General features: G+C 63.2%; 23 protein-coding genes and 1 pseudogene. 16 read left to right on the top strand and 8 right to left on the bottom strand.

All coding sequences use genetic code 11. From position 1 onward, the window contains the following. Window positions 1-20: 20 nt before the first annotated feature. A complete protein-coding gene (locus BRA471DRAFT_RS30855) occupies window positions 21-827 on the top strand; it encodes a class I SAM-dependent methyltransferase (protein WP_007614492.1) in 807 nt (268 codons plus the stop codon). Window positions 828-969: 142 nt separating this feature from the next. On the opposite strand, the gene BRA471DRAFT_RS30850 is transcribed toward BRA471DRAFT_RS30855, so the two are convergent. After that, a complete protein-coding gene (locus tag BRA471DRAFT_RS30850) occupies window positions 970-1,785 on the bottom strand; it encodes a DUF2927 domain-containing protein (RefSeq protein ID WP_035974422.1) in 816 nt (271 codons plus the stop codon). A 69-nt stretch (window positions 1,786-1,854) separates the two neighbouring features. Next, window positions 1,855-2,430 carry a L,D-transpeptidase gene (locus tag BRA471DRAFT_RS30845; RefSeq protein ID WP_007614485.1) on the bottom strand — a complete coding sequence of 192 codons (576 nt, stop codon included), beginning with the start codon at window positions 2,428-2,430 and terminating at the stop codon, window positions 1,855-1,857. Between the two features lie 262 nt (window positions 2,431-2,692). Here BRA471DRAFT_RS30845 and BRA471DRAFT_RS30840 point away from each other — a divergent pair, with 262 nt between their 5' ends. Together BRA471DRAFT_RS30840 and BRA471DRAFT_RS30835 are read left to right on the top strand one after the other, a co-directional pair. Next, on the top strand, window positions 2,693-4,240 hold the full coding sequence (locus BRA471DRAFT_RS30840) for an acetolactate synthase large subunit (protein WP_007614480.1): 1,548 nt from the start codon (window positions 2,693-2,695) through the stop codon (window positions 4,238-4,240). 136 nt (window positions 4,241-4,376) lie between these two features. Beyond that, entirely contained in the window at window positions 4,377-4,895 is a 519-nt protein-coding gene (locus tag BRA471DRAFT_RS30835; protein WP_007614479.1) for a hypothetical protein, read from the top strand. A gap of 45 nt (window positions 4,896-4,940) precedes the next feature. On the opposite strand, the gene BRA471DRAFT_RS30830 is transcribed toward BRA471DRAFT_RS30835, so the two are convergent. From BRA471DRAFT_RS30830 to BRA471DRAFT_RS37690, 4 genes and pseudogenes are all read right to left on the bottom strand, one after another. After that, window positions 4,941-5,507: a hypothetical protein gene (locus BRA471DRAFT_RS30830; RefSeq protein WP_035974420.1), complete on the bottom strand. Its 567-nt coding sequence runs from the start codon at window positions 5,505-5,507 to the stop codon at window positions 4,941-4,943. Window positions 5,508-5,529: 22 nt separating this feature from the next. After that, on the bottom strand, window positions 5,530-7,131 hold the full coding sequence (locus BRA471DRAFT_RS30825) for a hypothetical protein (protein WP_007614476.1): 1,602 nt from the start codon (window positions 7,129-7,131) through the stop codon (window positions 5,530-5,532). A gap of 263 nt (window positions 7,132-7,394) precedes the next feature. Beyond that, window positions 7,395-8,930: a heme peroxidase family protein gene (locus BRA471DRAFT_RS30820; protein ID WP_007614469.1), complete on the bottom strand. Its 1,536-nt coding sequence runs from the start codon at window positions 8,928-8,930 to the stop codon at window positions 7,395-7,397. Window positions 8,931-9,254: 324 nt separating this feature from the next. Beyond that, a pseudogene (locus BRA471DRAFT_RS37690) lies at window positions 9,255-9,359 on the bottom strand (DUF3551 domain-containing protein); the annotation flags it as partial. A 168-nt stretch (window positions 9,360-9,527) separates the two neighbouring features. Between BRA471DRAFT_RS37690 and BRA471DRAFT_RS30815 the strand changes: the two are divergent. From BRA471DRAFT_RS30815 to BRA471DRAFT_RS30800, 4 genes are all read left to right on the top strand, one after another. Then, on the top strand, window positions 9,528-9,866 hold the full coding sequence (locus BRA471DRAFT_RS30815; RefSeq protein ID WP_007614468.1) for a hypothetical protein: 339 nt from the start codon (window positions 9,528-9,530) through the stop codon (window positions 9,864-9,866). Between the two features lie 157 nt (window positions 9,867-10,023). Further along, window positions 10,024-10,536 (top strand): hypothetical protein, encoded by a 513-nt coding sequence (locus BRA471DRAFT_RS30810; protein ID WP_007614466.1) that lies wholly within the window; start codon window positions 10,024-10,026, stop codon window positions 10,534-10,536. 91 nt (window positions 10,537-10,627) lie between these two features. After that, window positions 10,628-11,110: a transcription elongation factor GreA gene (gene greA, locus BRA471DRAFT_RS30805; protein WP_007614464.1), complete on the top strand. Its 483-nt coding sequence runs from the start codon at window positions 10,628-10,630 to the stop codon at window positions 11,108-11,110. A gap of 54 nt (window positions 11,111-11,164) precedes the next feature. Next, entirely contained in the window at window positions 11,165-11,842 is a 678-nt protein-coding gene (locus BRA471DRAFT_RS30800; protein ID WP_007614462.1) for a hypothetical protein, read from the top strand. A 273-nt stretch (window positions 11,843-12,115) separates the two neighbouring features. Here the strand turns inward: BRA471DRAFT_RS30800 and BRA471DRAFT_RS30795 are convergent, their stop codons facing one another. After that, window positions 12,116-12,388, bottom strand: coding sequence for an AbrB/MazE/SpoVT family DNA-binding domain-containing protein (locus BRA471DRAFT_RS30795; protein WP_007614458.1), 273 nt, complete (start codon window positions 12,386-12,388; stop codon window positions 12,116-12,118). 551 nt (window positions 12,389-12,939) lie between these two features. Between BRA471DRAFT_RS30795 and BRA471DRAFT_RS30790 the strand changes: the two genes are divergently transcribed. Further along, entirely contained in the window at window positions 12,940-14,289 is a 1,350-nt protein-coding gene (locus BRA471DRAFT_RS30790) for an integrase arm-type DNA-binding domain-containing protein (RefSeq protein ID WP_007614457.1), read from the top strand. Here the strand turns inward: BRA471DRAFT_RS30790 and BRA471DRAFT_RS37230 are convergent. Then, on the bottom strand, window positions 14,234-14,602 hold the full coding sequence (locus tag BRA471DRAFT_RS37230; RefSeq protein WP_007614455.1) for a hypothetical protein: 369 nt from the start codon (window positions 14,600-14,602) through the stop codon (window positions 14,234-14,236). The genes BRA471DRAFT_RS30790 and BRA471DRAFT_RS37230 overlap by 56 nt on opposite strands. 500 nt (window positions 14,603-15,102) lie before the next feature. Here BRA471DRAFT_RS37230 and BRA471DRAFT_RS30785 point away from each other — a divergent pair, with 500 nt between their 5' ends. The 8 genes from BRA471DRAFT_RS30785 (at window position 15,103) to BRA471DRAFT_RS30750 (ending at window position 24,229) form a co-directional block, all read left to right on the top strand. Next, a complete protein-coding gene (locus BRA471DRAFT_RS30785) occupies window positions 15,103-15,924 on the top strand; it encodes a DUF6088 family protein (protein WP_007614453.1) in 822 nt (273 codons plus the stop codon). Then, the gene (locus BRA471DRAFT_RS30780; RefSeq protein ID WP_007614449.1) at window positions 15,908-16,984 is read left to right on the top strand and encodes a nucleotidyl transferase AbiEii/AbiGii toxin family protein; all 1,077 of its coding nucleotides are present in this window, start codon (window positions 15,908-15,910) and stop codon (window positions 16,982-16,984) included. The genes BRA471DRAFT_RS30785 and BRA471DRAFT_RS30780 overlap by 17 nt, the downstream gene beginning before the upstream one ends. Next, window positions 16,981-17,838 carry a response regulator transcription factor gene (locus tag BRA471DRAFT_RS30775; protein WP_007614447.1) on the top strand — a complete coding sequence of 286 codons (858 nt, stop codon included), beginning with the start codon at window positions 16,981-16,983 and terminating at the stop codon, window positions 17,836-17,838. Before BRA471DRAFT_RS30780 ends, BRA471DRAFT_RS30775 begins: the two co-directional genes overlap by 4 nt. Further along, complete coding sequence (locus BRA471DRAFT_RS30770; RefSeq protein ID WP_007614445.1) at window positions 17,835-18,413, top strand: hypothetical protein; 579 nt, start codon at window positions 17,835-17,837, stop codon at window positions 18,411-18,413. Before BRA471DRAFT_RS30775 ends, BRA471DRAFT_RS30770 begins: the two co-directional genes overlap by 4 nt. Before the next feature lies 1 nt (window position 18,414). After that, window positions 18,415-21,819: a UvrD-helicase domain-containing protein gene (locus BRA471DRAFT_RS30765; RefSeq protein WP_007614444.1), complete on the top strand. Its 3,405-nt coding sequence runs from the start codon at window positions 18,415-18,417 to the stop codon at window positions 21,817-21,819. Between the two features lie 82 nt (window positions 21,820-21,901). After that, on the top strand, window positions 21,902-22,648 hold the full coding sequence (locus tag BRA471DRAFT_RS30760) for a multiubiquitin domain-containing protein (RefSeq protein ID WP_007614443.1): 747 nt from the start codon (window positions 21,902-21,904) through the stop codon (window positions 22,646-22,648). After that, a complete protein-coding gene (locus tag BRA471DRAFT_RS30755; protein ID WP_007614442.1) occupies window positions 22,623-23,795 on the top strand; it encodes a ThiF family adenylyltransferase in 1,173 nt (390 codons plus the stop codon). Before BRA471DRAFT_RS30760 ends, BRA471DRAFT_RS30755 begins: the two co-directional genes overlap by 26 nt. After that, window positions 23,792-24,229, top strand: coding sequence for a DUF6527 family protein (locus BRA471DRAFT_RS30750; protein ID WP_007614441.1), 438 nt, complete (start codon window positions 23,792-23,794; stop codon window positions 24,227-24,229). Before BRA471DRAFT_RS30755 ends, BRA471DRAFT_RS30750 begins: the two co-directional genes overlap by 4 nt. Window positions 24,230-24,263: the final 34 nt, after the last annotated feature.

Here is a 24,263-nt window from a genome sequence, read left to right as displayed (position 1 = left end):
TCGAGCGAAGGGAGAGTTCCATGACCGCGCAAGACCCGTTTGCTGGTTTCAAGGCAGTCCAGAAGGAAGCCTGGTCGCTGTTTACGCCGATGGAAGTGTTCACGACGCCCTCGGCCGCCAAGCTCGTGAGCTTCGCCGGGGTCGCGACCGGCCAAAGGCTGCTCGACGTCGGCTGCGGCACCGGCGTTGCCGCGATTACGGCGGCGCGCCGCGGTGCGAAGGTCAGGGGCCTCGACCTGTCGCCAGTCCTGATCGAACGCGCTCGCGAGCACGCGCGGCTGGCGAACCTCGACGTTGACTTCGCCGAGGGCGACGCCGAAAACCTGCCCTATGGCGACAACGAGTTCGACGTGGTGCTCAGCCAGTTCGGCCACATGTTCGCGCCGCGTCCCGAGGTCGCCATCGGCGAGATGCTGCGTGTGCTGAAGCCCGGCGGCATCATCGCCTTCTCCACCTGGCCCCCGCATCTCTATGTCGGACGGATGTTCGCGCTGATCTCCCGCCATCTGCCGCCGCCCGAGGGTGTGGCATCACCGGTGTCGTGGGGCGATCCGAAGATCGTCTCCGAACGTCTCGCGGGGAAAGCGAAGGACATCGCCTTCGACATGGACATCATGACGCCATCCGCACTCAGCCCGCAGCATTTCCGCCGCACCATGGAAACGACGATCGGGCCTTTGATCAAGCTCATTGCCCAGTACAAGGACGAGCCGGACAGGTTGCGGAGTTTTCGCAGCGAGTTCGAGGCGCTGATCTCCGAATATTTCGACGCAAGCCACAACGTGATGCGCCAGCAATTTTTGATGACGAAGGCGAAGAAGGCGTGAGGCCGCGTTGACAGTGACTTCCCTTCTCCCCTTGCGGGAGAAGGTGGCGCGAAGCGCCGGATGAGGGGTTGCTTCAGCGAGCTCGAAAGCGAGAGGTTCGCGGGCTGAGAGAACCCCCGCAGGGGGAGAGGGTGAGAGTGCCTCACTCCTTCAGATCGTTCACGCGCCTCACCCAGATGCGCACATCGGTGAGCACGCCGGGCAGCGCGGCCTTGACCTCAGCCACGGTCATGCCGGCCTTGATGCGGGGATCGTAGAGCAGGTTGAGGATGTACTGGTCGTAGACGTCGAAATAGCCCATCGAGACGTTGTCGTTGAACATGGTCCAGGGCACGCTCGCGGTGTCGTTGATCGGGCCGAGCGATTGCAGCAGCTCCTCATAGGCGCAGTCGAGGAAGGTGAAATCGCCGTTGTCCACGGTGAGGATGACGTCGGAATGCTCGATCTCGAAATTGTCGTTCTTGCGGAAGCCGGACAGGCACTGCGGATCGAGCGAGGTGCGGATCTCGCGGGCCTTCTCCGCACCGTAGAAGCTCGAGATGGTGCGGAACAGATCGCGGTCGCGCACGAGCTTCACCCGCACATTGGCGGCCTCGCTGCTGTCGATCATGGCGATGTCGAGATGCTGCACGCGCTTGCCGATGTCGGCCACGACCTTTGCGAGCTGCGCCTTGCGGTCGGCGCGGTCGCTCTCGGCAAACACGCGCACCGGTCCGTCGAACTTGCGGATGCGGTCGACACGGCCGGCAAGGTGATATTCGGCGCCGAACGCCGTCTTCAGAAAGCCATCGACGATCTCGCCGTCCGTAAAGCTCTTCTTCTCGGCGCGCTGGCGCGAGGCGATCGCGGGCAATTCGCCCGCGACGGCGATGGTAGCGGTGTCAGGGGCAAACGCGACGGTGGCGAGCGCCAGCAGGGCGATGCGAAAGCCGGACGAAGGCGGGGCCATTGCGCTCATTGCCGGGCGACGCTGCCGTATTCGCCTCGCGCACACAAGACCGCATATCCACGCGCCCGGCGGTTCCTGCTAATTGTTCAGCACGACCACGGTGGTGCCGACCCCGACGCGGCCGTAGAGGTCGGTGACGTCGTCGTTGGTCATGCGGAAGCAGCCCGAGGATACTGCCTGGCCGATCGTCTCCGGCTCGTTGGAGCCGTGGATGCGGTAGAGCGTCGAGCCCAGATACATCGCGCGCGCACCGAGCGGATTCTCGATGCCGCCCTTCATGTGGCGCGGCAGGTCCGGCCGGCGCGCGATCATCTGCGACGGCGGCGTCCAGTCCGGCCACTCCTTCTTCGCGGTGATCCTGTGCACGCCGCCCCAGCGGAAGCCGTCGCGGCCGACGCCGATGCCGTAGCGCAGGGCCTGGCCGCCTCCCAGCACCAGATAGAGCCGGCGCTCGGTGGTGTTCACCACGACCGTGCCCGGCGCGTAATTGGTCGGATACATCACGGTCGAGCGCGGGATCGGGCTCGCGCCACCGCCGAGAAATCCGCCGGAACTGGTACCCGTGAAGTCTACCATCCCTGCCGCGGACACGCCGCTCGCGCCGGTGACCAAAAGCGCCATTGCGGCGACCGACGCGGCAAAAAACCGGAACATGCTCTACCCCCGGGGAAAATCGATTCAACACACCCATCAGAGGCCATATTCGCCGGGATTTCGCAAGCCCCGGCGCCGTGAACATGCGCAACCCGATGGCGTCGCCGTTAGCGAATCCGTAAACGGTGACCGTCAAATTGAACGGCGAGGTCCGCAGCCGCGGGGCCGGGCAGGGCAGCAATGCCGCCGAATGCTTTGACGAAGACGGCGAACAATGTTTGATCGGCCGTGGATCTACGATCATGGTTGCGGGAGCTGACGGATGAACGGTGCGGAAAGTCTGGTGCGGACGATGGTCAAGGGCGGGGTCGACGTCTGCTTCTCCAACCCCGGCACCTCCGAGATGCATTTTGTCGCAGCGCTCGACCGCGTGCCCGGCATGCGTTGCGTGCTCGGCCTGTTCGAAGGCGTGGTGACCGGCGCCGCCGACGGCTATTTCCGCATGAAGGGCACGCCGGCCTCGACGCTGCTGCATCTCGGTCCCGGCCTCGCCAACGGCCTTGCCAATCTGCACAACGCCAAGAAGGCGAATTCCGGCATCGTCAACATCGTCGGCCAGCACGCCGTCTACCACATCGGCTACAACGCGCCGCTGACCTCCGACATCGAGGGCCTGGCCCGGCCGATGTCCTCCTGGGTCCGGACCTCGCCGGACTCCAAATCGGTCGCCGCCGACGGTGCCGCGGCGATCGCGGCCGCCAAGAGCGCGCCGCCGCAGATCGCGACCCTGATCCTGCCCGCCGACACCGCCTGGAACGAAGCGGACGGCATCGCCGAGGTTCCGGCCGAGCAGCAGCGCGCGAGCTATTCGCCGCAGGCCGTCGAGCAGGCCGCAAAGATCCTGCACGGCGACGGCGAGGGCACGCTGCTGCTGATGACCGGCAGTGCGCTGAGCGAGCAGGGCCTGGCGCTGGCCGAGCGCATCGCCGCCAAGACCGGCTGCACCGTGATGGGCCCGACCTTCCGCCCCAGGATGGCGCGCGGCCGCGGCCGCTTCTCGATCGATCGCATTCATTACGTGATCGACAACGCGCTGCAGATGCTGGCGAGGTTCCGCCATATCGTGCTGGTCGAGTCCGACGATCCCGTGGCCTTCTTCGCCTATCCGAACAAGCCGAGCATCCTCAAGCCCGAGGGCTGCGACGTGCATCGCATGACCTCTTGGGGCGAGAATTCGGTCGCGGCGCTGGAAGCCCTCGCGGGCGCGGTGAAGGCCAGCGCGAAGGACGTCAAGCCGCAGGCCGCGGCCGAGCTGCTCAAGCCGACCGGCGCACTGACCCACGCCTCGATCGCCCAGTCGATCGCCTATGCGATTCCGGAGAATGCGATTCTGGTCGACGAATCCCTCACCACCGGCCGCGCCTTCTTCCCGCCGACGGCGGCGGCTGCTCCGCACGACTGGCTCCAGAACATGGGCGGCTCGATCGGCTTCTCGACGCCGCTCTCGATCGGTGCCGCGATCGCCTGCCCGGACCGCAAGGTGATCTGCATGGTCGGCGACGGCAGCGCGATGTACACGATCCAGTCGCTGTGGACGCAGGCAAGAGAAAACCTCAACATCGTCACCATCGTGTTCGCCAATCGCATCTACCAGATCCTGCGCGGCGAGTTCGACAATGTCGGCGCCGGCGAACCCGGCCAGCGCGCCACCGACATGCTTCGTCTCGACCGGCCGACGCTGGATTTCGTGGCGCTGGCCAAGGGCATGGGCGTGCCCGGCCGCGCCGTCACCAACGCGGACGAGTTCAACAAGGCGCTGGCCGAAGCCGTCGCCGAGCCCGGGCCGCGGCTGATCGAAGTCCAGATGTAACTCTGGTCGATTGCGCCGCGAATTCCGGCCTCACGTAGCCCGGATGGAGCGCAGCGTAATCCGGGACGCCGTGCGTTTTGCGAGAACCCGGATTGCGCTGCGCTCCATCCGGGCTACGATTGGGCCCGGAGGCAAGATGCAGACCGAGCTGAACAAGGTGATCGCGGCGCTCCGGGACTTCTACGCGCACGAAGCATTCCTGTTCGAGAAGGACATCGGCGAGCGGACCATCACGCACCGCTTCGCCGTGCATCTGGAGAAGCAGTTCTCCGGCTGGTCGGTCGACTGCAACTACGACCGGCTCGGCGAGCGTACGCTGCATCTGCCGCACGGCACCATCATCTCGACCGACGATCATCTGGGCAAGTCGATCTATCCCGACGTCGTCGTGCATCAGCGCGAGATCCCGAACAATTTGCTCACCGTGGAGATCCGCAAGGCGAGCAATCACACCGCGCTCGACCACGACCAGCACAAGCTGATGGCGCTGACCGATGCGCATGTCTGGTTCGCCTTTTGGATCGGCGTGCTGCTGGTGCTGGACAAGGACCATGTGACGATCTCGGAGGTCTATGTCAGCGGCGTCCTCGATCAACCGCTGTCGCGCTGGTTCGCCACGCGGCTCGCGGAGATCGGCCTGGGGACGGCGCGGTAAGGCGTGTGCCGAGATTGTCGCCTTCAATTCAGCTATTGCTTTGAGTCACAACCCAAGCGCGATCTCGGCCCATTTCAACATGCTGTCGCTATTGAGGAACGACAGCACCGCCGGCTCCAGTGACGCTGTCGCGCCCGGTGCGAGCAAAGCCGTCGCGGCCACCATGTCGCAGCGTTGATTGAAGGCGAGTGAGAGCGCGGCCTTGGGGTTCCCCTCGATGCGATATGCCCGGCTGCGACCGCGCATTGGACCGACGACGATCTCTCGGCCCGCCCCCATCGGCGTTGCTTTGCCAATCAGCGGCAGGTCGCCCATCTGCTCGAGGTCGCCGTCGTCGGCAACGCCGGTGGCGCAATTGCAAAAGCCGAGCTTGGCACGAACGTAGAGCTGGACTTCGCCACCGCAATCCCCGGCCTTGCAGCGGAACGCCTTGCCTTTCCCCCACGGATCCGCTCCGAAAGGCCAATCAATTTCCGTCCACACGGGTCGGACCTCCCCGGATGCCGCTGTTGCGCGTGCCGGTTCACCGGATCGCAATATCCAGACCGCAGCGGCTGCGCAGAGCAGTGCAGCGACTGCGCCGATTGCAACAAATTTGCCTGTCAGGCGCATGGATGCTGCCGCGGCACTTTTGCTAATTCTGAGCCATCAACTTTCGTGCGGCTGCGAGGTCTTCCCGCGACGAGTCGCCATTTCTCGCCGTTTCGACGATTTTTGCGTAGTACTGGCGGGCCTTCACAGCATCCCCCGCTTTCTCGGCCGCGTGAGCGGCGCCGATGGTCGCGCCAAAGCGGTTCGGCTCCTTGCGCATGGTGCTTTCAAACGCGGTCAATGCCTCGGTCGCCATGCCGCGTTCGAGCAGCATGGTCCCGTAAAGCTCGCGTGCGGGGGCAAGCGGACCCGGCGTCACGATGGATTTCTCGGTCTTGTCTTCGGCATCGGCGGCCAGGCGCATCGCTTCCAGCGCCTCCGCCTGTTTCCCCCGGGCGTTGAGCTGCCAAGCTGTGGCGACCTGCCGCTGGATGTCCACGATTTCGGTCCAATAGGCGTCCTTGTCCTGCTGCAGCTTGTCCCGCAACTCCGCCAGCTTGGCGATGTCCGGAGTTGCTGCGTCTGCATTGCCGGAGCGCGCGGCGCCAAGGGCGCGGGCGAAATAGGTGATCGCATCGACATAGGCAAACCGGCTCGGCTCGACCTTCAACGCGGCAGCACCTTTCCAATCACCGCGCTCGACCATATAGCGCGCCTGGCTGGCCGCTATCGCGTAGGGACCGGCGCGGACAGCCGGCGCATAGCCCGTGGTCGCAACCATATCCGCGATGACGTCGCTGGCGCGGCTGTCCTGCGCAAGCTGGAGCAGGGCGTAGACCATATAGTCGTCGGCATGCAGCTGCTCGCTGGGGTCCTTGCCCTCCTTGGCAGCCTTGGCGGAACGGCTATTGGCGTCGATGGATTCGTTCCAGTAGCCGACGCGCGTGAAGATGTGCGACGGCATATGCAAGGCGTGCGGTGCCGCCGGCGCGATCTCGGAGTAGCGCTTGGCAGCGTCGAGTCCCTGCTCTGCGATCGCCGGATAGTCATAGAGGTGGATCAGGTAATGCGCGACGCCGGGATGCCGCGGCTGGCGCTTGAAGATCGGCTCCAGGATAGCAGCGCCCTTGAGCTGGTTGGCATAGGTCTTGTCGTTTGGTGACGCCGTGACATTCAGCGTGATGGCGTAGGCGATCTGCGCCTCGTCATCATCGGGATAGCGCGCGGCGACGGCTTCGGTTGCCTTCAGATAGTCCTGCGCCCGCTGGCCAAACGTCGTCTTCTCGTCGCCCGAATAGAAGGCCAGCAGCGCGTCGATATAGTCGCGTTCGCGTTCGCTCTTGGCGCCGAGTGCCTTGGCCTTCTGCAGCGCGGCGAGGCCTCCGGCGAGGTTTTCCTTCGGCGCGGGAAAATGCGGATTGTACAGCAGGCTCAGCGCAATGCCCCAATAGGCGATCGCGCAATCCGGATCGGCCTGCAGCGTCTCCTCGAAAATTTCTTTTGCGGGCCGGTACCAGAATGAATGCTGATAGCGCATGCCGCGATCGAAGCGGCGCTGCGCCACCTCATTGCAGGTGGTCTGGAAGTGCACCTTGCCAAATTGCTCGTCGGTCCCGTCCTCCGCGCGTGCGGCAGGCGTGCCGGAAATCGAACCCAGGGCAGCGAGGGCGAGAAGAGAGACGGTTCTCAAGGCGAGCGCGCGCATCAGCCCCTCCATTTTCTGTTCAGAATAAATTTGGTCGGATGGCGCCGATAAAACCGAGGGCGCCGAAATTCGTACTGCTGAGATTGGCAATGGCAATTGTCTTGTTGAAGGATTTCTCCATTCGCGATGCGAGTCAACAGGAAGCGGACGGATTCGCGTTAGGGAAGCACGCCTGCCAGGACCCGTCCGCCCGCCCGTCGAGGCGATGGGGCCACAAGGCCGCTCGCACGACGAGCGGCCTTGCATCATCGTCCGTCACCCGCTCAATGCAGCGGGTCGCCCTGGCCGAGCGCGTAGGCGACGAGGTCCTTCAGCGCGAAGCCGGAGCCGGTCACCGGCGTCCATTGCGGGTCGAGCGACAGCACGGAGGAATTATCTCCGAACATCATGCCGAGGAAGACCTCGGCGACGATGCGGCCGCCGACCGGTCCGAGTTGCGGTGTCTTGACCGTGGCGGGCCCACCGGTAGCCGGGATTGGCATGTCCGTCGCGTTTTGCCGCGCCTCGGCCAGGATATAGGCCCACAGCGGGCAGTTGTCGGCGAACACACCATTCGCGATGCTCGCGATCTTGACTTGCGGATCGCCCGGTCCCGGCTCGTCGACGGCCTTGCCGATGATGATCTCGTCGTCGGTCAGCGGCGTCAGGTTCATCGCCCGGGCGACGGCCTGGCCCGACGGCAGTCCGAGCCGCCAGCTGCGCTCGAGATTGCGTAGCGCCAGCGACGCCGGATTGGAGGCGACTTCCGGCGGCAGCTTGCGCAGCGGGTCCACCAGCGAGGCATCGATGCGATAGGCGAACTGCAGCCGCCTCTTGTTGTCGGGATTGGCGTCGTCGTCCTCGACGCCGTAGGGGCGCGTGTCGAGATCGATGAAGCGGCCCCAGTCCATGGCGCGTCCGGGTCCCATCGCACGGAAGCCGGTCAGTGCGTTGTGATCGGGATTGTTGGGGTCGGGGAAGATCTGCAGCAGCATGTTGGCCGCATCGTTCAGCCGGTAGCCGGGGCGGATCATGGAGTGCCCGAGCCGGTAAGCCGCGACCGAGAATTCGACCGGCATGAACGGATAGGTCTTCCAATGGTAGTAAGCGAGCTTGCTGCGGTCATATTGACCTGCGGTCTTCAGCTCGTCCAGGACGCTGGCGTGGACGATGCGCGGCAGGAAGTCGTTCAGCACGACGTACTGATAGTGGAATCGAACGCGCTGCTGCACGTCTTCGAACGACAGGCTGTCATTGTCGTCGACCATGCGGTTGTGAAAGCGCAGCATCAGGGCCTGAAACTGCGAGACGATGCTGTTCTCGTCGTTGCGGGGATCGCCGATGAGCGCGCGGCCCTTGAAGCGCGGCAGGTCGACCGCATCGGGCACGCCCGCGCCGGTGACCTTCTCGCCGAGCCGGAACTTATTGCCGTCATACATGTAGGGCTGGTCGTTCGGGCCGCGGCCGTAGACATTGTCCATGTCGAGCGAAGGCGTGCGGAAATCGACGAGGCCGTCGGGATCCTGCTGCTTGGTCAGCGAGCTGACCGGATCGAAGGTGATGTCGTGGTCGACGAACTGGCCGAAATAAGTGTAGAGCGAAGGAATGCCGCTCTCTTCCGCGTCCGGCCCGTCCTTCGGCCCGTCGAAGCCGGCGATCATCTTGTCGGCGAGCGCCGACAGGTTTGCGATCGTGTTGGAATCGTTCGGGCCGAATTTGGCCGGTGCGAGCTTGCGGAACATGCGGCCGAAGCGGCCTTGCGAAAGCGGCGAACGCGTTGCGTTCAGACCGCGCGGAACAATTGCGTGGCGGCTGCTCATTGAAACACCTTCCTGAAAAGTCGGATGAAACAGTTCGGGCTCAAGTTTCTCGCGCTGGGATTTGCAGCCTAGGCGCGATCACGCCTGCCACGAGCGAGATGGATCACAATTGCCCGTCATCGAAATTTTCGGAAGGTGTGCTTGGCCCGCAAGCCACGGCGGCGCATCGTGAATTTCTCCGTGACGATGACGGATAACATTCTCGTCATCGACGGACGCAGGCGGCTTCGGGCAGTATCAATTCGCCGGAGCGTCGGCGAAGCGGATCGTCTTCACGTAAAAAATTGTGGCGGCGTGCGCGGCATGCGCGCACGCCGCGAATCGTCAGGAGTCGCGCTGCTGCGAGAACGCGTAGCGCGGGCTGATGCCACAATGGGACGACGTGCCGGACGCGGTGGCAAGGCACTGCTGGTAGCTGGCGAACTGGCAATATGCCTTGCGTTCGCGACAAGGCACATCGTGACGCAGCCTGCCGCCGGCAATGTGATCTCGGCCACAGTTCACGATGGGGTTCGAGCCTATCGTGAACGGACTTGCACGCGTCGATCCCGGAGAACTACGCTTGCCTTGTTCGGATCAGGTATTTTGGAGGTTCTAATGCAGAAATCATATTGGCTGGCTGCGACAGCAGCGCTGGCGCTTCTCATGCAGACACCGCTCGCGCTGGCGCAGGGCGCACCAGCCGCCGCCGGAACCGCGGCGCCTGCGGCGACAACCGCCGCGCCGGCAGCGACGACCACAGCGCCTGCCGCCACGAATGACGCTTCCAGCCAGCCGACCGACTCCAAAAAGAGTGCGTCGAAAAAGCCGGCGAAGAAGAAGATGACGCGGCAGCAGGAGATCGATCACTCGGTCGACAGCGGCACGGTGCCCGCGCGCTACCGCAGCTCGGTGCCCAAGCAGTACCAGCAATACATTCCGTTCGATGAGCAGTGACGGATCGCACGGCGGCGCGGCGTGATCGGGCGTCGCGCCGCCGGTGTCATCGCGTGACGGACTTGAAATAGGACCTTGGCCGGACGGAATCCGGCCATACAACCCGGTGGCGGTCCGCGCGAGCGGTGCTAGAGTAGGCCGAAGCTTGGGGGAAGTAATGAGTGACGACGTGAGGGATGCTGGCCTTGTGGCCATGATCAGCAGCATCCTGGGAGGCAACAAGCGCAATTCAGAAAGTGTTGCGCCGCCGCCGCTCATCGAGGTTCCGCCGCCGACCGCGCCGACGAACGGATTTGAGCTGGTCGAGCCCGCCCCCGATACATCGCCCGCCAATCCAGAGAACAAGCCCGAAAATAATTCCGAGAACGCGCCCGATGCGACGCCGGCTGCCGCGAAGCCGGCCGAGCCGCCGGCGAAGATCGCCACCACACCTGATGGCAAGCAGTTGCTGCCTGCCGAGGCGATCGCCGATCTCGTCCTGGGTGAGCTGCGCAAGCTCGAGAATTTTCCGGCGGCCGGCGCCTCCGTGACGGTCTATGGTTACAGGCACTGGAACGCGATGATCACCTTCGCGCCGTTCTCGACCACGTTCCGGGATGCTACGCGGTTCCGCCAGGCCATGCCGGACATCGTCTTCAAGCTGCGCCGTTTCGTCGAACTTGAGATATGATCCGGGATGATCGCCAGCTTCGGCCCGCCGCGTTTCCTCGCGGCGCGAAGGCGCGGGCCGTGAGCCCGAACAGTTCGACAGGATTTTCGACTTGAGCGTTGCCTTTACCAAAGAAGAGAGCGCGGAAACCGCCGCCGAGACGCTGTTGCCGGATCGGCCGATCTCGCCGCATCCAAACCTCGTGACGGAAGCGGGTTTGCAGGCGTTGCAAAAGCAGCTTCAGGACGCACGCGAGGCCTATGAAGCCGCGCAGGCCATTGAGGACGTCAACGAAAAGCGCCGGCAATCGGCGGTGCCCTTGCGCGACGCCCGCTATCTCACCGAACGGCTGCGCACGGCGCAGGTCATTGCCGCTCCGGCCTCGACCGATATCGTCGCCTTCGGAAGCACGGTGACGTTCAGCCGCGCCGATGGCCGCGTGCAAACCTATCGCATCGTCGGCGAGGACGAAGCCGATCCCAAGGCCGGCTCGATCTCGTTCGTGGCTCCGGTGGCGAAGTCGTTGATGGGGAAGGCGGTCGGGGATGTCGTGGGGTCGGGTGCGCAGGAGATCGAGATTTTGTCGATCGGGTAGGGGGCGTTTATCGATGGTTTCCGCTGTGTCCGCGCAACAAGGCGCGATAGCTGGATGAGGCGGTTTCTGTCGGGAGCATTGCCGTTCTACGCGCTGGCCGGATTGGCCATGTGCATGTACCTCGTCCTGTACAGGACAAACCTCTTCGACTTGAACGCCATCGTCCAGGATGCGACCGGTTCTTCGTGGTTTTTGGTCTTCATATTCGTCTGCGTGCTGCTGGAGTCGGTTTTCCCGTATTTTGGCTATTTTCCCGGAACCGCCCTCATCCTGATGTCCGTGGCGCTCAATCCGAAGCCCGCGGACGTCTCCGTTTTCATCGTGGCGTGGCTGGCCATCATCCTGGGCGCCGTTCTGAGCTACGGACAGGCTCGTTTTTTCAGACCGCTGTTGCAGCGGGTTGCCTCAAAGGCGGCGCTGAACCGGTGCGAGTCCCTCCTCGACGCCTACGGTCCTTACGCGCGAATTGCCCTGTTCGTTCATCCCAACGCCTGCGCGATGTATTTCACGGCACTCGGACTTCTCGGCCGCAACCTGACGCGCGAACTCGCCTATCTCGCCGTGGGTGCAGCAGCCTCCGTGGGCGTGCTGTTCGTCGTCGTGAGCAGACTCGTGTCGTCCGTAGGCACGACAGACGATGGCGAATTGCAGCTGCTCCTGGCCGCAGCGCTGCTCGCCATCGGGACGCTGGTGGGTCTCTACGTGGCCTGGCGGCCGGCGCGGGCGGCTTGATCCGCCATCAGACTTCAGCCCCCGCGACGATGCCATCATGCCAGTGTTTTGCCCGACGGCGCAAGTGAATTCGGAAAAAGAGTAGTTACTCGCAGGGGGCGCATCGCGCGGTGAGGCGTTCGCGCAGCGCGAGCGCGGCTACGGCAAACGGACTTTCGCCAAGCCCATCGCCTTCGCCGATCTGACGAATCGCTGATTGAAGGTCAGTAAGGCATCGCAGGAAGCAGCCCGCCCAAGGTGGAGCAAATCGGCAAAATCCATGCAAGATTGATATCAATCGCGAGCATGACGTCTTCGCGCCTCTGCAGCGATACCCGCCTCCATCTCTTCCACCCTTTTTGGCTTGCCCCGATAGGGCAGCGACGCGAAGACATCCGTGGTCTTGCCTGGCGCGAAAAGCGAGGCCGGCTTGAGAAGCACTCCCTCCGGCGTGTTCTCGATCGTGAGTAGCGTACCCGCCCGCCAGCAGCGCTTATCACGGATCGCCTTCGGCAGGACGACCTGACCCTTGGTCGTGACGGTCGTCGTCAGCTTGTCCAAAGCCATGCGGTCTCCTTGGTACGACAAAAGTTAGATAAGTCGGCCGCCCTTCAGGCAAGGGCGGTCAGCCTTAAATCGCTGCGGTTGATCACGTCATGTGGGCCGCACCCAAAGAATCAAAACATTCGGGAAAGCGTAACCCCTTGATTTCGCACGCGTCGGCTACTGTGCATGGGGTTGTTTTCGACATTTTTGATCGAGACGGTCCCCACACGCGACCGTGCGTCGACGATGAGTCCGCGATCAGCAGGGTTCAGGAAGGTGGATGGTGGGCGCACAAGGGATCGAACCTTGGACCTCTCCCGTGTGAACCACAATCCGTAGACCACAGCCAACCAAATTTGGCCATAGTGAAGTTCTAAAAACGTTGCGCAGCAGTGAGTTCTGGCCATCTGGGGCCATAGCAGGCCTTACTACAATTTGTATGCCCTGGCTGTGCCCTCGGTGAGTTTTCCCTTGGGGCACACCAGAGCCGGGAACGCGAAGGGAACGGTTTCTGATCCGTTTTGGGTCTCCCCTCGATGTGCCCCGGGGCACCAGGAAGAAGGGCAGGATCGATGGAAACGAACGGTAAAGATCTTAGGCCCGAGAACCACCTGAAGCTCACTGACGCGGCGATCCGTGCGTCCACGCTGCCGTCGGGCAAGTCGCAGCATTATCTCCACGACACAGAGCAGCCAGGGCTTGCGATCAGGATGCGCGCGACTGGCGGCCGGACCTGGGTCTACATGTTCACCAAGCCTGGGATGAAAGGCACCCAACGCAAGACGCTAGGCGCATGGCCCAAGTTCAACGAGAAGGCCGCGCGCCAGGCCGCTACCATCGCCGCTGCCGAGGTGGTCAAGGGGGTGGATCCGAACGACGCCAAGCGCGAGGTAATGCGGCAAAAACTCGCCGACAAGCAATGCACGACGCTGGCGATCCTGATCATTGAAGATGGCCCCTACGAAACGTCCTTGACCGGACGCCAGGTCGTCAACTGGAAACCAGCAATGTCGGCGCTGCGACGCGGTCTCAAGGATCATTTCGATCTCGCTATCGGCGAACTGACGCGACGGCAAATCATGGCGGCAGTGGACAAGATCACCAAGACCGGTAAGCGCGGCGCGGCCAAGGACTTGCGCAAGCATACGCACACACTCCTCGAATGGTGTGTCGGTGAAGGTTACGTCGAGCACAACGTGCTCGCCGGCTATCGCGCGCCCAAGGAAACCCGTGCGCAGAGGGTCGGGCGCCGAACGAAGGGCCGCGCGCTGATCGATGAGGAGATCATCAAGGTCTGGCACGCATCGGGCAAGCTCGGGGCTTTTGGGCAATTAGCACGGATGTGCCTGCTCGGTGGCCCGCGCCGCAGCGAGCCAACCATGATCGAGTGGCGAAAGCACATCATGGATGACCGCATCACCTTCGATGCGGCATGGACCAAGATGGGCCTGCACCACGATGTGCCGCGCACCCACCTCGTTGATGAGGTACTCGCAGCAGCGAAACATTTCCAGCGCGCGACGTCCGACTATGTCTTCCCGTCACCGAAAACAGGTGGCCAGATGTCGGGTTTCACCAAGATGGTCAACCGTCTGATCAGGGAAGCGGGTGTCGCCAAGTTCACCATGCATGATTTAAGGCGCAGCTTGAGAACGATCATGTCGCGCTGCGGCTACGACAACGAAATCCAGCGGCTGTGTGTCGGGCAAAAGCCGCGTGGAATCGATCAGGTCTACAATCACGACGAACAGTGGATCATCCGCAAGATGGCGTTCGAAGCGGCTCATGATTACATCGCGGAGTTGGTGGGTGCGAAACGGGCCGGCAAGGTCGTGCGGTTGCAGCGGACGAATCCGCTCGACCCCATCAAGGCCGAACTGCTGGGCCGTCTCCGCGAGCATTATGCGGCTGGGGCGGCTTAGTGGTCTTATCGCATCCGGCCAAATAGTCGCGCACCGCATCAACACGATAAAGCGGGCGGCCATCGACGTAGCGCCATTTCAGCGGGTGGTTCGGATCGCGCCGCCACTGCTCCAGCGCTCCGGGCGTGCGCCGGATGACCGCGGCCGCCTCCAAAGCCGTCAAATTTGAGCTGCCCGGCAGCGTCTCGATATCGAACGTCGCGGGCGGTGGCATGCCCCGGTTCTTGCGATGGCGCTTCGCCACACGTGGGATTTTCCGACCGCCTGGCGACCCTAATGCCTCGATCCGAGTCTTTTCGTCCTTGCCGCTCATGCCTCCGCCCCGAACCATGATTGGTCTGAGGCAAGAAGATCTTAGACATCACCAGAAAGAAAGGAATCTAGCGCGCAGATATGGCTGCTGGGTAGCTTTGGCGTACAAAGAGGACGAATTCCCTTTGGCGCCAAGTTGACGAGCCACTGCTGTCGCTCGGCGGCCAGCTTCTGCAGGGTATGGCCCTACGCACGCTCAATGTGGCGGTAGTGGTCGCGTTGATTTCCTATGGTTCGATTTCTTCGGTCTTGCGGCCTCCCTCGTGATCCTGGGCGAGCGCCTGGCCGAGCTGTATGCGCGGCTGATGTCTTTGCACCGGACGCGGGTCAGACGGCCCGGGCCTGGTTGACGGAAAGTGCCGGGAACGCCTAGCTCGCGCGCGGCCGGGTCGGGCTGAAATCGGGATAATTTGGCCAATAACAGCCGCGTCCGAAATTTGTATACATATTTCGGACATACAATTTTGCGTTTCATCCGAAAAAGGTATACATTTTTCGGACATGACCGACGACTCACCTGATCTCAAGACGGCAATCCTGGAGCGCATCCGGGCTGATGCGCCACGCAAGGTCTGGACGCCGACCGATTTCGTCGACCTCGCTTCGCGAGACGCCGTCGACAAGACATTGCAGCGGCTGACCAACGCCGAAAACCTCAGGCGGATTGACCGCGGGCTCTACGACCAGCTCGGTTTCAACAAGCTGACCCAGAAACCCAACCCGCCCGATCCGCGATCCGTCATCGACGCCGTCGGGCGGCGTGACCAGAACCGGATGCTTGTCGACGGCATGACCGCCGCGAACGACCTGGGCCTGACCGACGCTGTGCCAGCGAAGATCGTGGTCCATACCGACGCGCGCAAACAGCCGATCAAGCTCGGCAACGTCACCATCACTTTCCGTCTAACTGCTGCCAGCAAGCTCTTTTGGGCCGGACGGCCGGCCATGCGCATCATCCAGGCACTTCACTGGTTGCGTGATCTCCTGGCCCGTGAAGGCGAGAGTGACCGGGTTAAACGAAAGCTTGCCAAGCTCTTCGACGACCCGTCGGCAGGGCCGCCGCTTAAAGCCGATATCAACGCCGGCATGACCGCGCTTCCGATCTGGATGTGGGCGTTCCTCAAGCCACTGATCGAAAGAGACATCAATGTCCAAGATCGGTACGTCGATGCTGACTATGCTGCTGATGATGATCATACTGGTTCGGATCATGATGATCATCGTCCCGCCGCCGGCGTCCGGTCAAAGGGCAACCTGGACCTAACCAAAAAGCCGCAATCAGCCAAGCGGGGCAGGGCGAGAAAACATGAATCGCGCTTTTGATGAGGTCCTCGCAGCCGGAACGGACACGATGTTGAGCGCCTTCGATACGACGGCGCTACGCCTCGGCACGGTATCCCAAAATATCGAAAAGGATTTCTGGGTGTGCTGGACGCTCGACGCCTTATTCCATGGCCTGAAGGAGGGTGGACCCCGCCTGCTATTCAAGGGCGGGACATCATTGTCCAAAGGCTTTGGCCTGATCAATCGCTTTTCCGAAGATATTGACGTGACAGTTTTTCGGGACGACATCGGCGAGCCGGCGACCATCGAAGAACTCAATGCTCTTAGCAACAACAAGCGCCGCGCGCGGCTCGATGCGATCAAAGCGGCATGCCAAGCCTATATCAACGGCCCATTACGCGACCAACTGACACAGATTCTCAAGGATCGGCTAAAGGCCGCCGGTCTTGATGCAGGCGCGGCACGGGTGGAAGTAGACGACACAGATGCCGACAAGCAGACGCTTCTGATCTGGTATCCGACGGCGACGCCGCAATCGGATTATGTCCGCGCCGCGATCAAGATCGAGTCGGGCGCCAAATCCGCCCTTGATCCGAACAGCGAAGTGCCGATTAAGCCCTATGTTGATGACGATCTGCCGGCGCTCGACCTGACCGTTCCGGACGTACGAACTGTCGACCCCGAACGAACCTTCTGGGACAAGGTCGTCATTCTGCACGGCTTACGGCGTTGGTTCGACAAGCGCGGCGAGCTGCGCGGCGGCGGCCAGCGCGTGTCCCGCCACTATTATGACCTGCATAAGCTCCTTCCGACGCAGGCCGGAGCCTCCGCAATCGAAGACCCGGAACTCGGAGCCGACTGCGTCGCGCACGCACGGATGTTCTTCAACCGCCCTGATTTCGATCTCGCGAGCGCCGCGCCTGGCTCCTTTGCGCTCGCTCCACATGACGAGATGATCGCGCAGCTGCGTGTCGACTACAGAGCCATGACTGGCATGATCTTCGGCAACCCGCCGAGGTTCGAGGCCGTGCTCGAGAGCGTCACCTCGCTCGAGGCGCGCCTGAACAAACGCGCTGGTGGAGGCAGGGCAGCGCGATGAAACGATCAGAAGATCATGTTGGCGCAAAGCCGCAGGTGGATGCGGAGCCGTCAAGCGATGTCGTCGTAAATCCGCTGCGCAAGCGACGCCAGAGCGGTGAACTCTATGAACGCGATCCGAAGATCAACGCACTCATTGCCGAGCTCGCGGCCCTGCCGCGGGACGCCCTGGTCACTAGGGCGGCAATCACCAAGCGCTCCGACCCGGCCTACATTCCCAGCGAGTGTCTCATCTATTTCATCCGTGCAAGCCGTCGCGACAACAACGAGACCTGGTTCGAGCGGCTCTATCGCATCCTGACCGAAAGGGTGCTGCGCAGTCTGCCCAAGGCGGATAGCCAGGATGGTAAAACCGAGTCGCTGACGCGCGGAATCGTGCGCGACAAGGTCTTCGGCCGGTTTGTCGAGCTGCTCTCGGCGGATCGCGCCGACTATGTCGACAAACTCGACTATTTCGAGGTCCGTTTCGATGGCGCGCTGGCCAGCCTGCGACGAGACGCGCAGGAACAGGCTTGGCGCGACGAGAACCGGTCCCAGTCCCTGGAATATGACGAGGAGAGCGGGGAACTGTCGGAGGAGGTCGAGACGGCCGCCGGGGCCTACGATCCCTTCGCCACGTCAAATTTTGACGATCCGGCTTACCGGTTGCGCCTGGACGCGGCGATTGATGCCTTGCCACCAGAACAAAGCAGGATCATTCATATGCTGAGACAGGGCTTCCCCATCGACCCAAAGGATAAAGACGTCATGTCTATCCCCAAGGCCCTCGGCCGTTCCGAAAAGACCGTCCGGACCTACCGCGATAAGGCCTTCGCCGCAATTCGGGCCGCCATGGCCGATGGAGGTGAGCGGTGAATCCCGCCGGCCAGCGACCATCCCGTGAGGCCGTGCTCGACGCATTCGCGGTCGAAAGCGTTCCTGATCGGTCGACTTTGGAGCAATATCTCCGGCTTTACCCGGAATATGCTGCGGAACTCGTCGATTTTTCGCGAGAACTCTGCCGCGAAGATCGTGACGACACGACGCCGCTGACCGCTGCCGATCGGAAATTGCTCGACGCTGCCTGGGCTCGGCACGCAGCGGCCCAGCCGACGGCAGCGGCCGACCCCTTCGCAGCGTTGACGGCCGATGACTGGCGGGCAGTGGCCCGCCGTCTTGACGTACCCCGACAGGTCGTCACCGCATTGCGGGAGCGGCGGGTCCTGCTCAGCAGCATCCCAAAACGATTTCTCCAGATGTTCGCTGACGCGGCCCGCAGCACCATCGCGCTGGTCGAGGCCTCGTGGGGCTCGCCCGAGTCGTCTCTGGCGCGCAGCTACAAGGCCGACAGCAAGCCCACGGCCGGCGAGCAAGTGACCCTTGAACAGGTCCTCATCGAGGCCGGCGTCCCGGCGGAGAAGCGGGCCCGGTTGTTGGCCGAGGCTAACTGACATGGATGGGGTGGAGCTCGCCAGGCAGATTGCCGCAGAGCTTCACGCTCGCCTTGTTGCCGCCGGTGCCGATCCCTGGTCGCCTTACGAATTTGCTGTCGCCGAGGCCAAGCGGCGAGGGATCGATGTCGAGCCGACAGCGGCGGGAGCCATGGTGCTGGATGGCGGCCGGGCGACCTTAGTCGCCGCCGACGATCTGATCATCCACGAGAATATCGGCTCTCGCTTCGATCAGGCTTTCCTCGTGGCGCACGAAATTGGCCATGTCGAGCTCGGCGACGATCCGGATGGGGCTGTAGCGGCGGCGACCATCGATCCGGCCCGGGCCGCCGAGCCGTCGCCGGTCGGCATGGACCGGGTTGTCGACTATGGACGCAAGCAACGCCGTGAAGTCCAGATGGACCTGTTTGCACGTGAATTGCTGCTTCCCCGCAACGTTGTGCGGGCGCTCCATGTCGACGATGGCCTATCCGCGTCTGCTATTGCGGCCAAGCTCGGCGCGCCATTCGAGGTCGTGGCGCAACAGCTTTTGGATGCTTTACTGTTGCCGTCGATCCCGCCGACGGCAGAGGTGACGCATGTCGAGCGGTCGCTCAATCCGCTGCAGGTCGCGGCGGCAACGCACCGTGGTGAAGCCTATCTGCTCGAGGCCGGGCCCGGCACAGGCAAGACGCAGACGTTGATCGCGCGCGTCGAAGGCCTTCTGGATGAAGACATCGATCCGAGGCGCACCCTGCTGCTGACGTTTTCCAACAAGGCGGCAGGCGAGATGGCGGAGCGCATCGCGCGCAAGCGTCCCGATGCAGCGGCTGCGATGTGGATCGGTACGTTTCACGCCTTCGGGCTCGATATCATCCGCCGATTCCATGTGGAGCTCGGGCTGCCGAAAGATCCACGCATGATGGACCGGACCGAAGCCGTCGAACTCCTCGAGGAGGAATTTCCGCGCCTGCGGCTTGCGCACTACCGCAATCTCTATGATCCAATCCAGGTCATCGCCGACATGCTCGCTGCTGTGTCGCGCGCAAAGGACGAGGTGGTCGACGCCGAAACTTACGCCTCGCTCGCTGACGCTATGCTGTCAAAGGCACAAAATCCCGATGCACGCGAACGGGCGGAGCGCGCCGGCGAGGTGGCTCGCGTCTATGCGGCCTATGAACAGCTCAAACGCAACGCGCACTGCGTCGACTTTGGCGACCTTGTGACCCTGCCGGTTCAGCTGCTCGACAAGGACACGGCCATCCGCGCGGCGCTGCAAGCGCAATATGATCACGTCCTTGTCGATGAGTACCAAGACGTGAATCGCAGCAGCGTGCGATTGCTGAGTGGCCTGCGACCCGACGGCCGAAATCTCTGGATGGTCGGCGACGCCAAGCAGTCGATCTACCGGTTTCGCGGCGCGTCATCCTTCAACATGACCCGGTTCGGCAAAGAGGACTTTGCCGGCGGCAAGCGTGGCCGATTGAAACGCAACTACCGTTCGGTGCCAGAAATAGTCGACGCCTTCTCCAGCTTCGCGACAAAGATGCTGGCTGGCGATGCCGAGAGCGGCCTGGAAGCGGACCGAGATGACAATGGGCATAAACCGGAGTTGCGCACCGTTCGGCGCGCCGAGCAACAGCAGGTCGCCCTGGCCGACGCGATCGAGGAACTCCGGCGCGAAGGTTACGCCTATCGCGATCAGGCGGTCCTCTGCACCGGAAACGAAAAGCTGTCAAAGATCGGGCAGGAATTGGAGCGGCTCGGCGTGCCGGTCCTGTTTCTGGGCAGTCTCTTCGAGCGGGGTGAGGTCAAGGACCTGCTGGCTTTTCTGTCGCTTTTGGTCGATCGCCGCGCCATGGGTCTGGTGCGCATTGCCTGTTGGCCTGAATTCGCCAGTTCCTTCGCCGACGTCGTTGCCGTGTTTGATTATCTGCGGGCGGCCGACCATGCGCCGGGCAGCTGGCTGACTCAGGACGAGCCGATCCCCGGATTGAGTGACGCCGGCCGCCAGGCGCTGGCCAAGCTCGCGGCCGCCCTCGATGGTTTCGGTCAGGCGGCCTCGCCCTGGACGGTGCTTACGACGTTGCTGCTCGATCGCACCCGTATCGCCGCTCGCCTCGGGACGTCAGCGGACCTCGCTGATCGCACGCGCGGCATCGCCATATGGCAATTCCTGAACTTTGTGCGGGTCCAACCAGCCGGCCGCGGACTGCCCATAACGCGTTTGCTCGACCGCGTGCGCAGGCTTGTTCGTCTTGGCGATGATCGCGACCTGCGCCAGTTGCCTGCGGCGGCGCAACATCTCGACGCGGTCCGCCTGATGACCATTCACGGCGCGAAGGGCCTGGAGTTCGGTGCGGTGCACATCCCGGGCCTCAACAGCGATACCATGCCGCGCGTCCCGCCGGCGCCGCCCTGCCCGGCGCCTGACGGCATGATCGCCGGCGCCGAGGGAGATGCACTCGAGACATTTCGCGCGGGCCAGGCCGAGGAGCAGGAGTGCTTATTCTACGTCGGCCAGTCGCGTGCGCGCGATCGCCTGATCCTTTACGCGCCGACCGAGAAGAGCAACGGCCATAATTGGCCGCTTTCGCCGTTCCTCGACCGTCTGGGCGGCTTTTTGGCCCGCCGTTCTGTCGTTCCCGCCCGACCGCTTCCCTTGGCGGCGGAAGCGCGCGGCATTGACCTGGTCGTCGACGGCCAGCTCCGCTTCGGCGCCCCGCAGATCGCTCTATATGAGTCTTGCCCGCGGCGCTTTTTCTACACCCATGTCTTGCAAGTCGGTGGGCGGCGAACCGCGACCGCTTTTATGCATTTGCATGAGGCGGTTCGCTCGGTCGTCGAAGCCGTGATCGCATCGGACGAGCCTTTGAGCGAGCAGGCGCTGCAGGACCGCACCGATGCGGCGCTGGCCGGGGAGGGGCTCGCCGAGCATGGCTACCGCGCCGATTTTCGCGATCTGGCGCTCACGATGCTGCGCTTCTTTCTGAACAATCGCGCCGGCGCGGCTCCCGAGCCGCCGGTCGCGCTGAGCCTCAATTTTGGTCGCGAAGAGATCCTGGTTCGACCGGACGAGGTGCTGGTCCGGCCGGACGGCAAGCGCGCTGTGCGCCGGGTTCGCACCGGCCACATGCGGTCGGCCGACGCCAAGGATGTCGGCGCCGCGGCGCTGATGCTGGCGGTCAAGCAGGCCTTCCCGGGCGCCGTCGCCGAGCTTGTCTACCTGTCCGACGGTGAAATCCACTCCATTTCCTTGTCTGACCGCGAGTTGAAAGGGCGCAAGGACAAGCTCGCCGCGTTCCTTGGCGACATCCGGGCTGGCCGGTTTCCGGCGGAGATATCGTTCCGCACCTGCCCGAACTGCCCCGCCTTCTTCATCTGCGGCCAGACCCCCGACGGCCCCCTGAAAAAAAACTTCGCCTGATTTTACCGGTTGGCCGATCTCGCCCCGATTGGACCCTTAGAGCCCCGGCATCCGCTGCGGCCAAACCTAAGGAACCAATCTGATGAAGACTGAAGAACTGCTTGACTATGACGACCTCGGCGATGCCCTGCGCGAAGGCCGGGCGCTGCGCCCGGCGCGAGGGTATCGCTTCCTCCTCGCGCAGGGCGATCTCAACTTCCAAATCCGCCAGGTGAATGATCCCGTGCCGCTCGGCCGGCAACTGCTCGAGACCGCAGCACTCGACCCGCGGGATGGTTACAGCCTCTTTGCGATCTTGCCGTCCGGTGATTTCGAGGATGTGCTGCTCGACGAGCCCTTTGATCTCCGCGCACGCGGCGCCGAGCGCTTCATCGCCTTTGAGACCGATCGCGATTTCAAGCTCACCCTCAACAAGGACGAGCTGCGCTGGGGCAAGCCGGCCATCAGCGGTGCGGTGCTCTACGGTCTGGCCAAGCCCGGCGAGGGCGAAGCCGTCTTCCTCGAAATCCCCGGCGGCGAGGATCGCCTCATCGAAGGCGGTGATCTCGTCGATCTGACGCAGCCCGGCATCGAACACTTCATCACGGCGAAGAAGGGCTATGAGATCATCGTCAATTCACGGCCCCGCACCGTGCCGGCGCGCAAGGTCACGTTCGAGGAAATCGTCCAGTTGGCCTTCCCGGGCCAGCACGCGCCGAACGTCGTCTTCTCCATGACCTTCCGCCACGCGGCATCGGCGCCACACGCTGGCGAGCTCGGCGCAGGCGGCTCGGTCGAAGTCAAAAAGAAAGGCACGGTGTTCAATGTCACGCGAACTGTTCAGTCGTAATCAGGACCTCAAGCAGCTGCGGGACGAAGGCTACTTCGTCCAGCAGCAGGGCGGCTCTCTCGTGATGCGGGAAGTACCCTACGTCGATGCGCACCGCCAGGTGCGCACCGGCAACTTGATCTCCAGCCTCACTCTGGCCGGCGACCAGACGCGAACGCCCGACACCCATGTGGTCCATTGGGACGGCGACTTTCCGTGCAATGCCGACGGAACCCAGATCCAGGGCATCTCCCATGTCGCCGGCGCTTTCGACCTCGGCCACGGCCTCAAGGCGGCATTCGGCTTCTCCAGCAAGCCCGACGGCGGCTATTCGAACTATCACCATAAGATGACGAGCTACGCCAACATCATCGCGGGGCCTGCCGCGGTGCTGAAGCCCGGCGCTACGCCTCGCACCTTCCGCGCGCCAGAGGAGGAGGAAGACAGCGTCTTCAATTATGTCGAGACCGCCTCGGACCGTGTCGGGATCGGCGTCTTGACCGAACGGCTGGTCAATGAGCGCGTCGCCGTCATTGGCGTCGGCGGCACCGGCGGCTACATCCTGGACTTCGTCGCCAAGACGCCGGTCCACGAAATCCGACTGTTTGACGGCGACGAATTTCTGACCCACAACGCGTTTCGCGCGCCGGGGGCGCCGAGCTTGGAAGAGCTGCGGGAAGCGCCCACGAAAGTCGACTACCTGAAGGGCATCTATGGCCGGATGCACTGCAATATCGTGGCCCACGGCGTCACGCTCGGCGCCAACAACATCCACCTGCTCGACGGCATCACCTTTGCCTTCTTGTCCCTCGATGCTGGCGAAGCCAAACGTCTAATCGTCGAGAAACTTGAGGCCATCGGCGCCGGATTTATTGATGTCGGCATGGGTCTGGAGCTCGACGAAGGCTCCCTCGGCGGCATCTTGCGGGTGACTGCCAGCACGCCGGAGAAGCGCGATCACGGGCGGCAGCGGATCTCCTTCGTCGGCGGTGGCGCTGAGGACATCTACGCCTCCAACATCCAGGTCGCAGACCTCAACGCCATGAATGCGGTCCTCGCAGTCATCAAGTGGAAGAAGATCCGCAGTTTCTACCGCGACCTCGAACACGAGCATCACTGCACGTACACCACGGACGGCAACATGCTGATCAATGGGGACCTCACATGATCAGATACAAGAAATTGGAGCATCGGTTCGTCGAGCATATCCCCGAATGCCTTCAGCCAGGCATCCTCTATGTTTCGACGAAGTATGCCACGTCGGCCCACAGCTGCTGCTGCGGCTGCGGCGAGGAGGTTGTCGCGCCCTTCACGCCGACAGATTGGAAAATGACATTCGATGGCGAGACCATCTCGCTTCGCCCATCGATCGGCAATTGGACGCTGAAGTGCCGGTCACACTATGTGATCGACCGTGGCAAGGTGATCGAAGCCGGTCCCTGGAGCGATGAGCAGGTTGAAGCCGAACGGCGCCGTGATAGTGCCGCCAAGGCGCGCTTCTACGGCCAGCCGCCACAGGCGGAGCACCCGCCGCAGCCCGCTCAGCCCAAGGCAACGCCAAGCATTTGGCGCCGCGCTTGGCACTGGGTCTGGGGCAGATAACGACGGGCCCGGCGGCGACCTGCCGCCGGGCTGC

The sequence above is a fragment of the Bradyrhizobium sp. WSM471 genome, from assembly GCF_000244915.1.
Classification (GTDB): domain Bacteria; phylum Pseudomonadota; class Alphaproteobacteria; order Rhizobiales; family Xanthobacteraceae; genus Bradyrhizobium.
The sequence above is the reverse complement of the archived record's forward strand: the minus strand, read 5'-3'. Positions and strand labels throughout refer to the sequence as shown.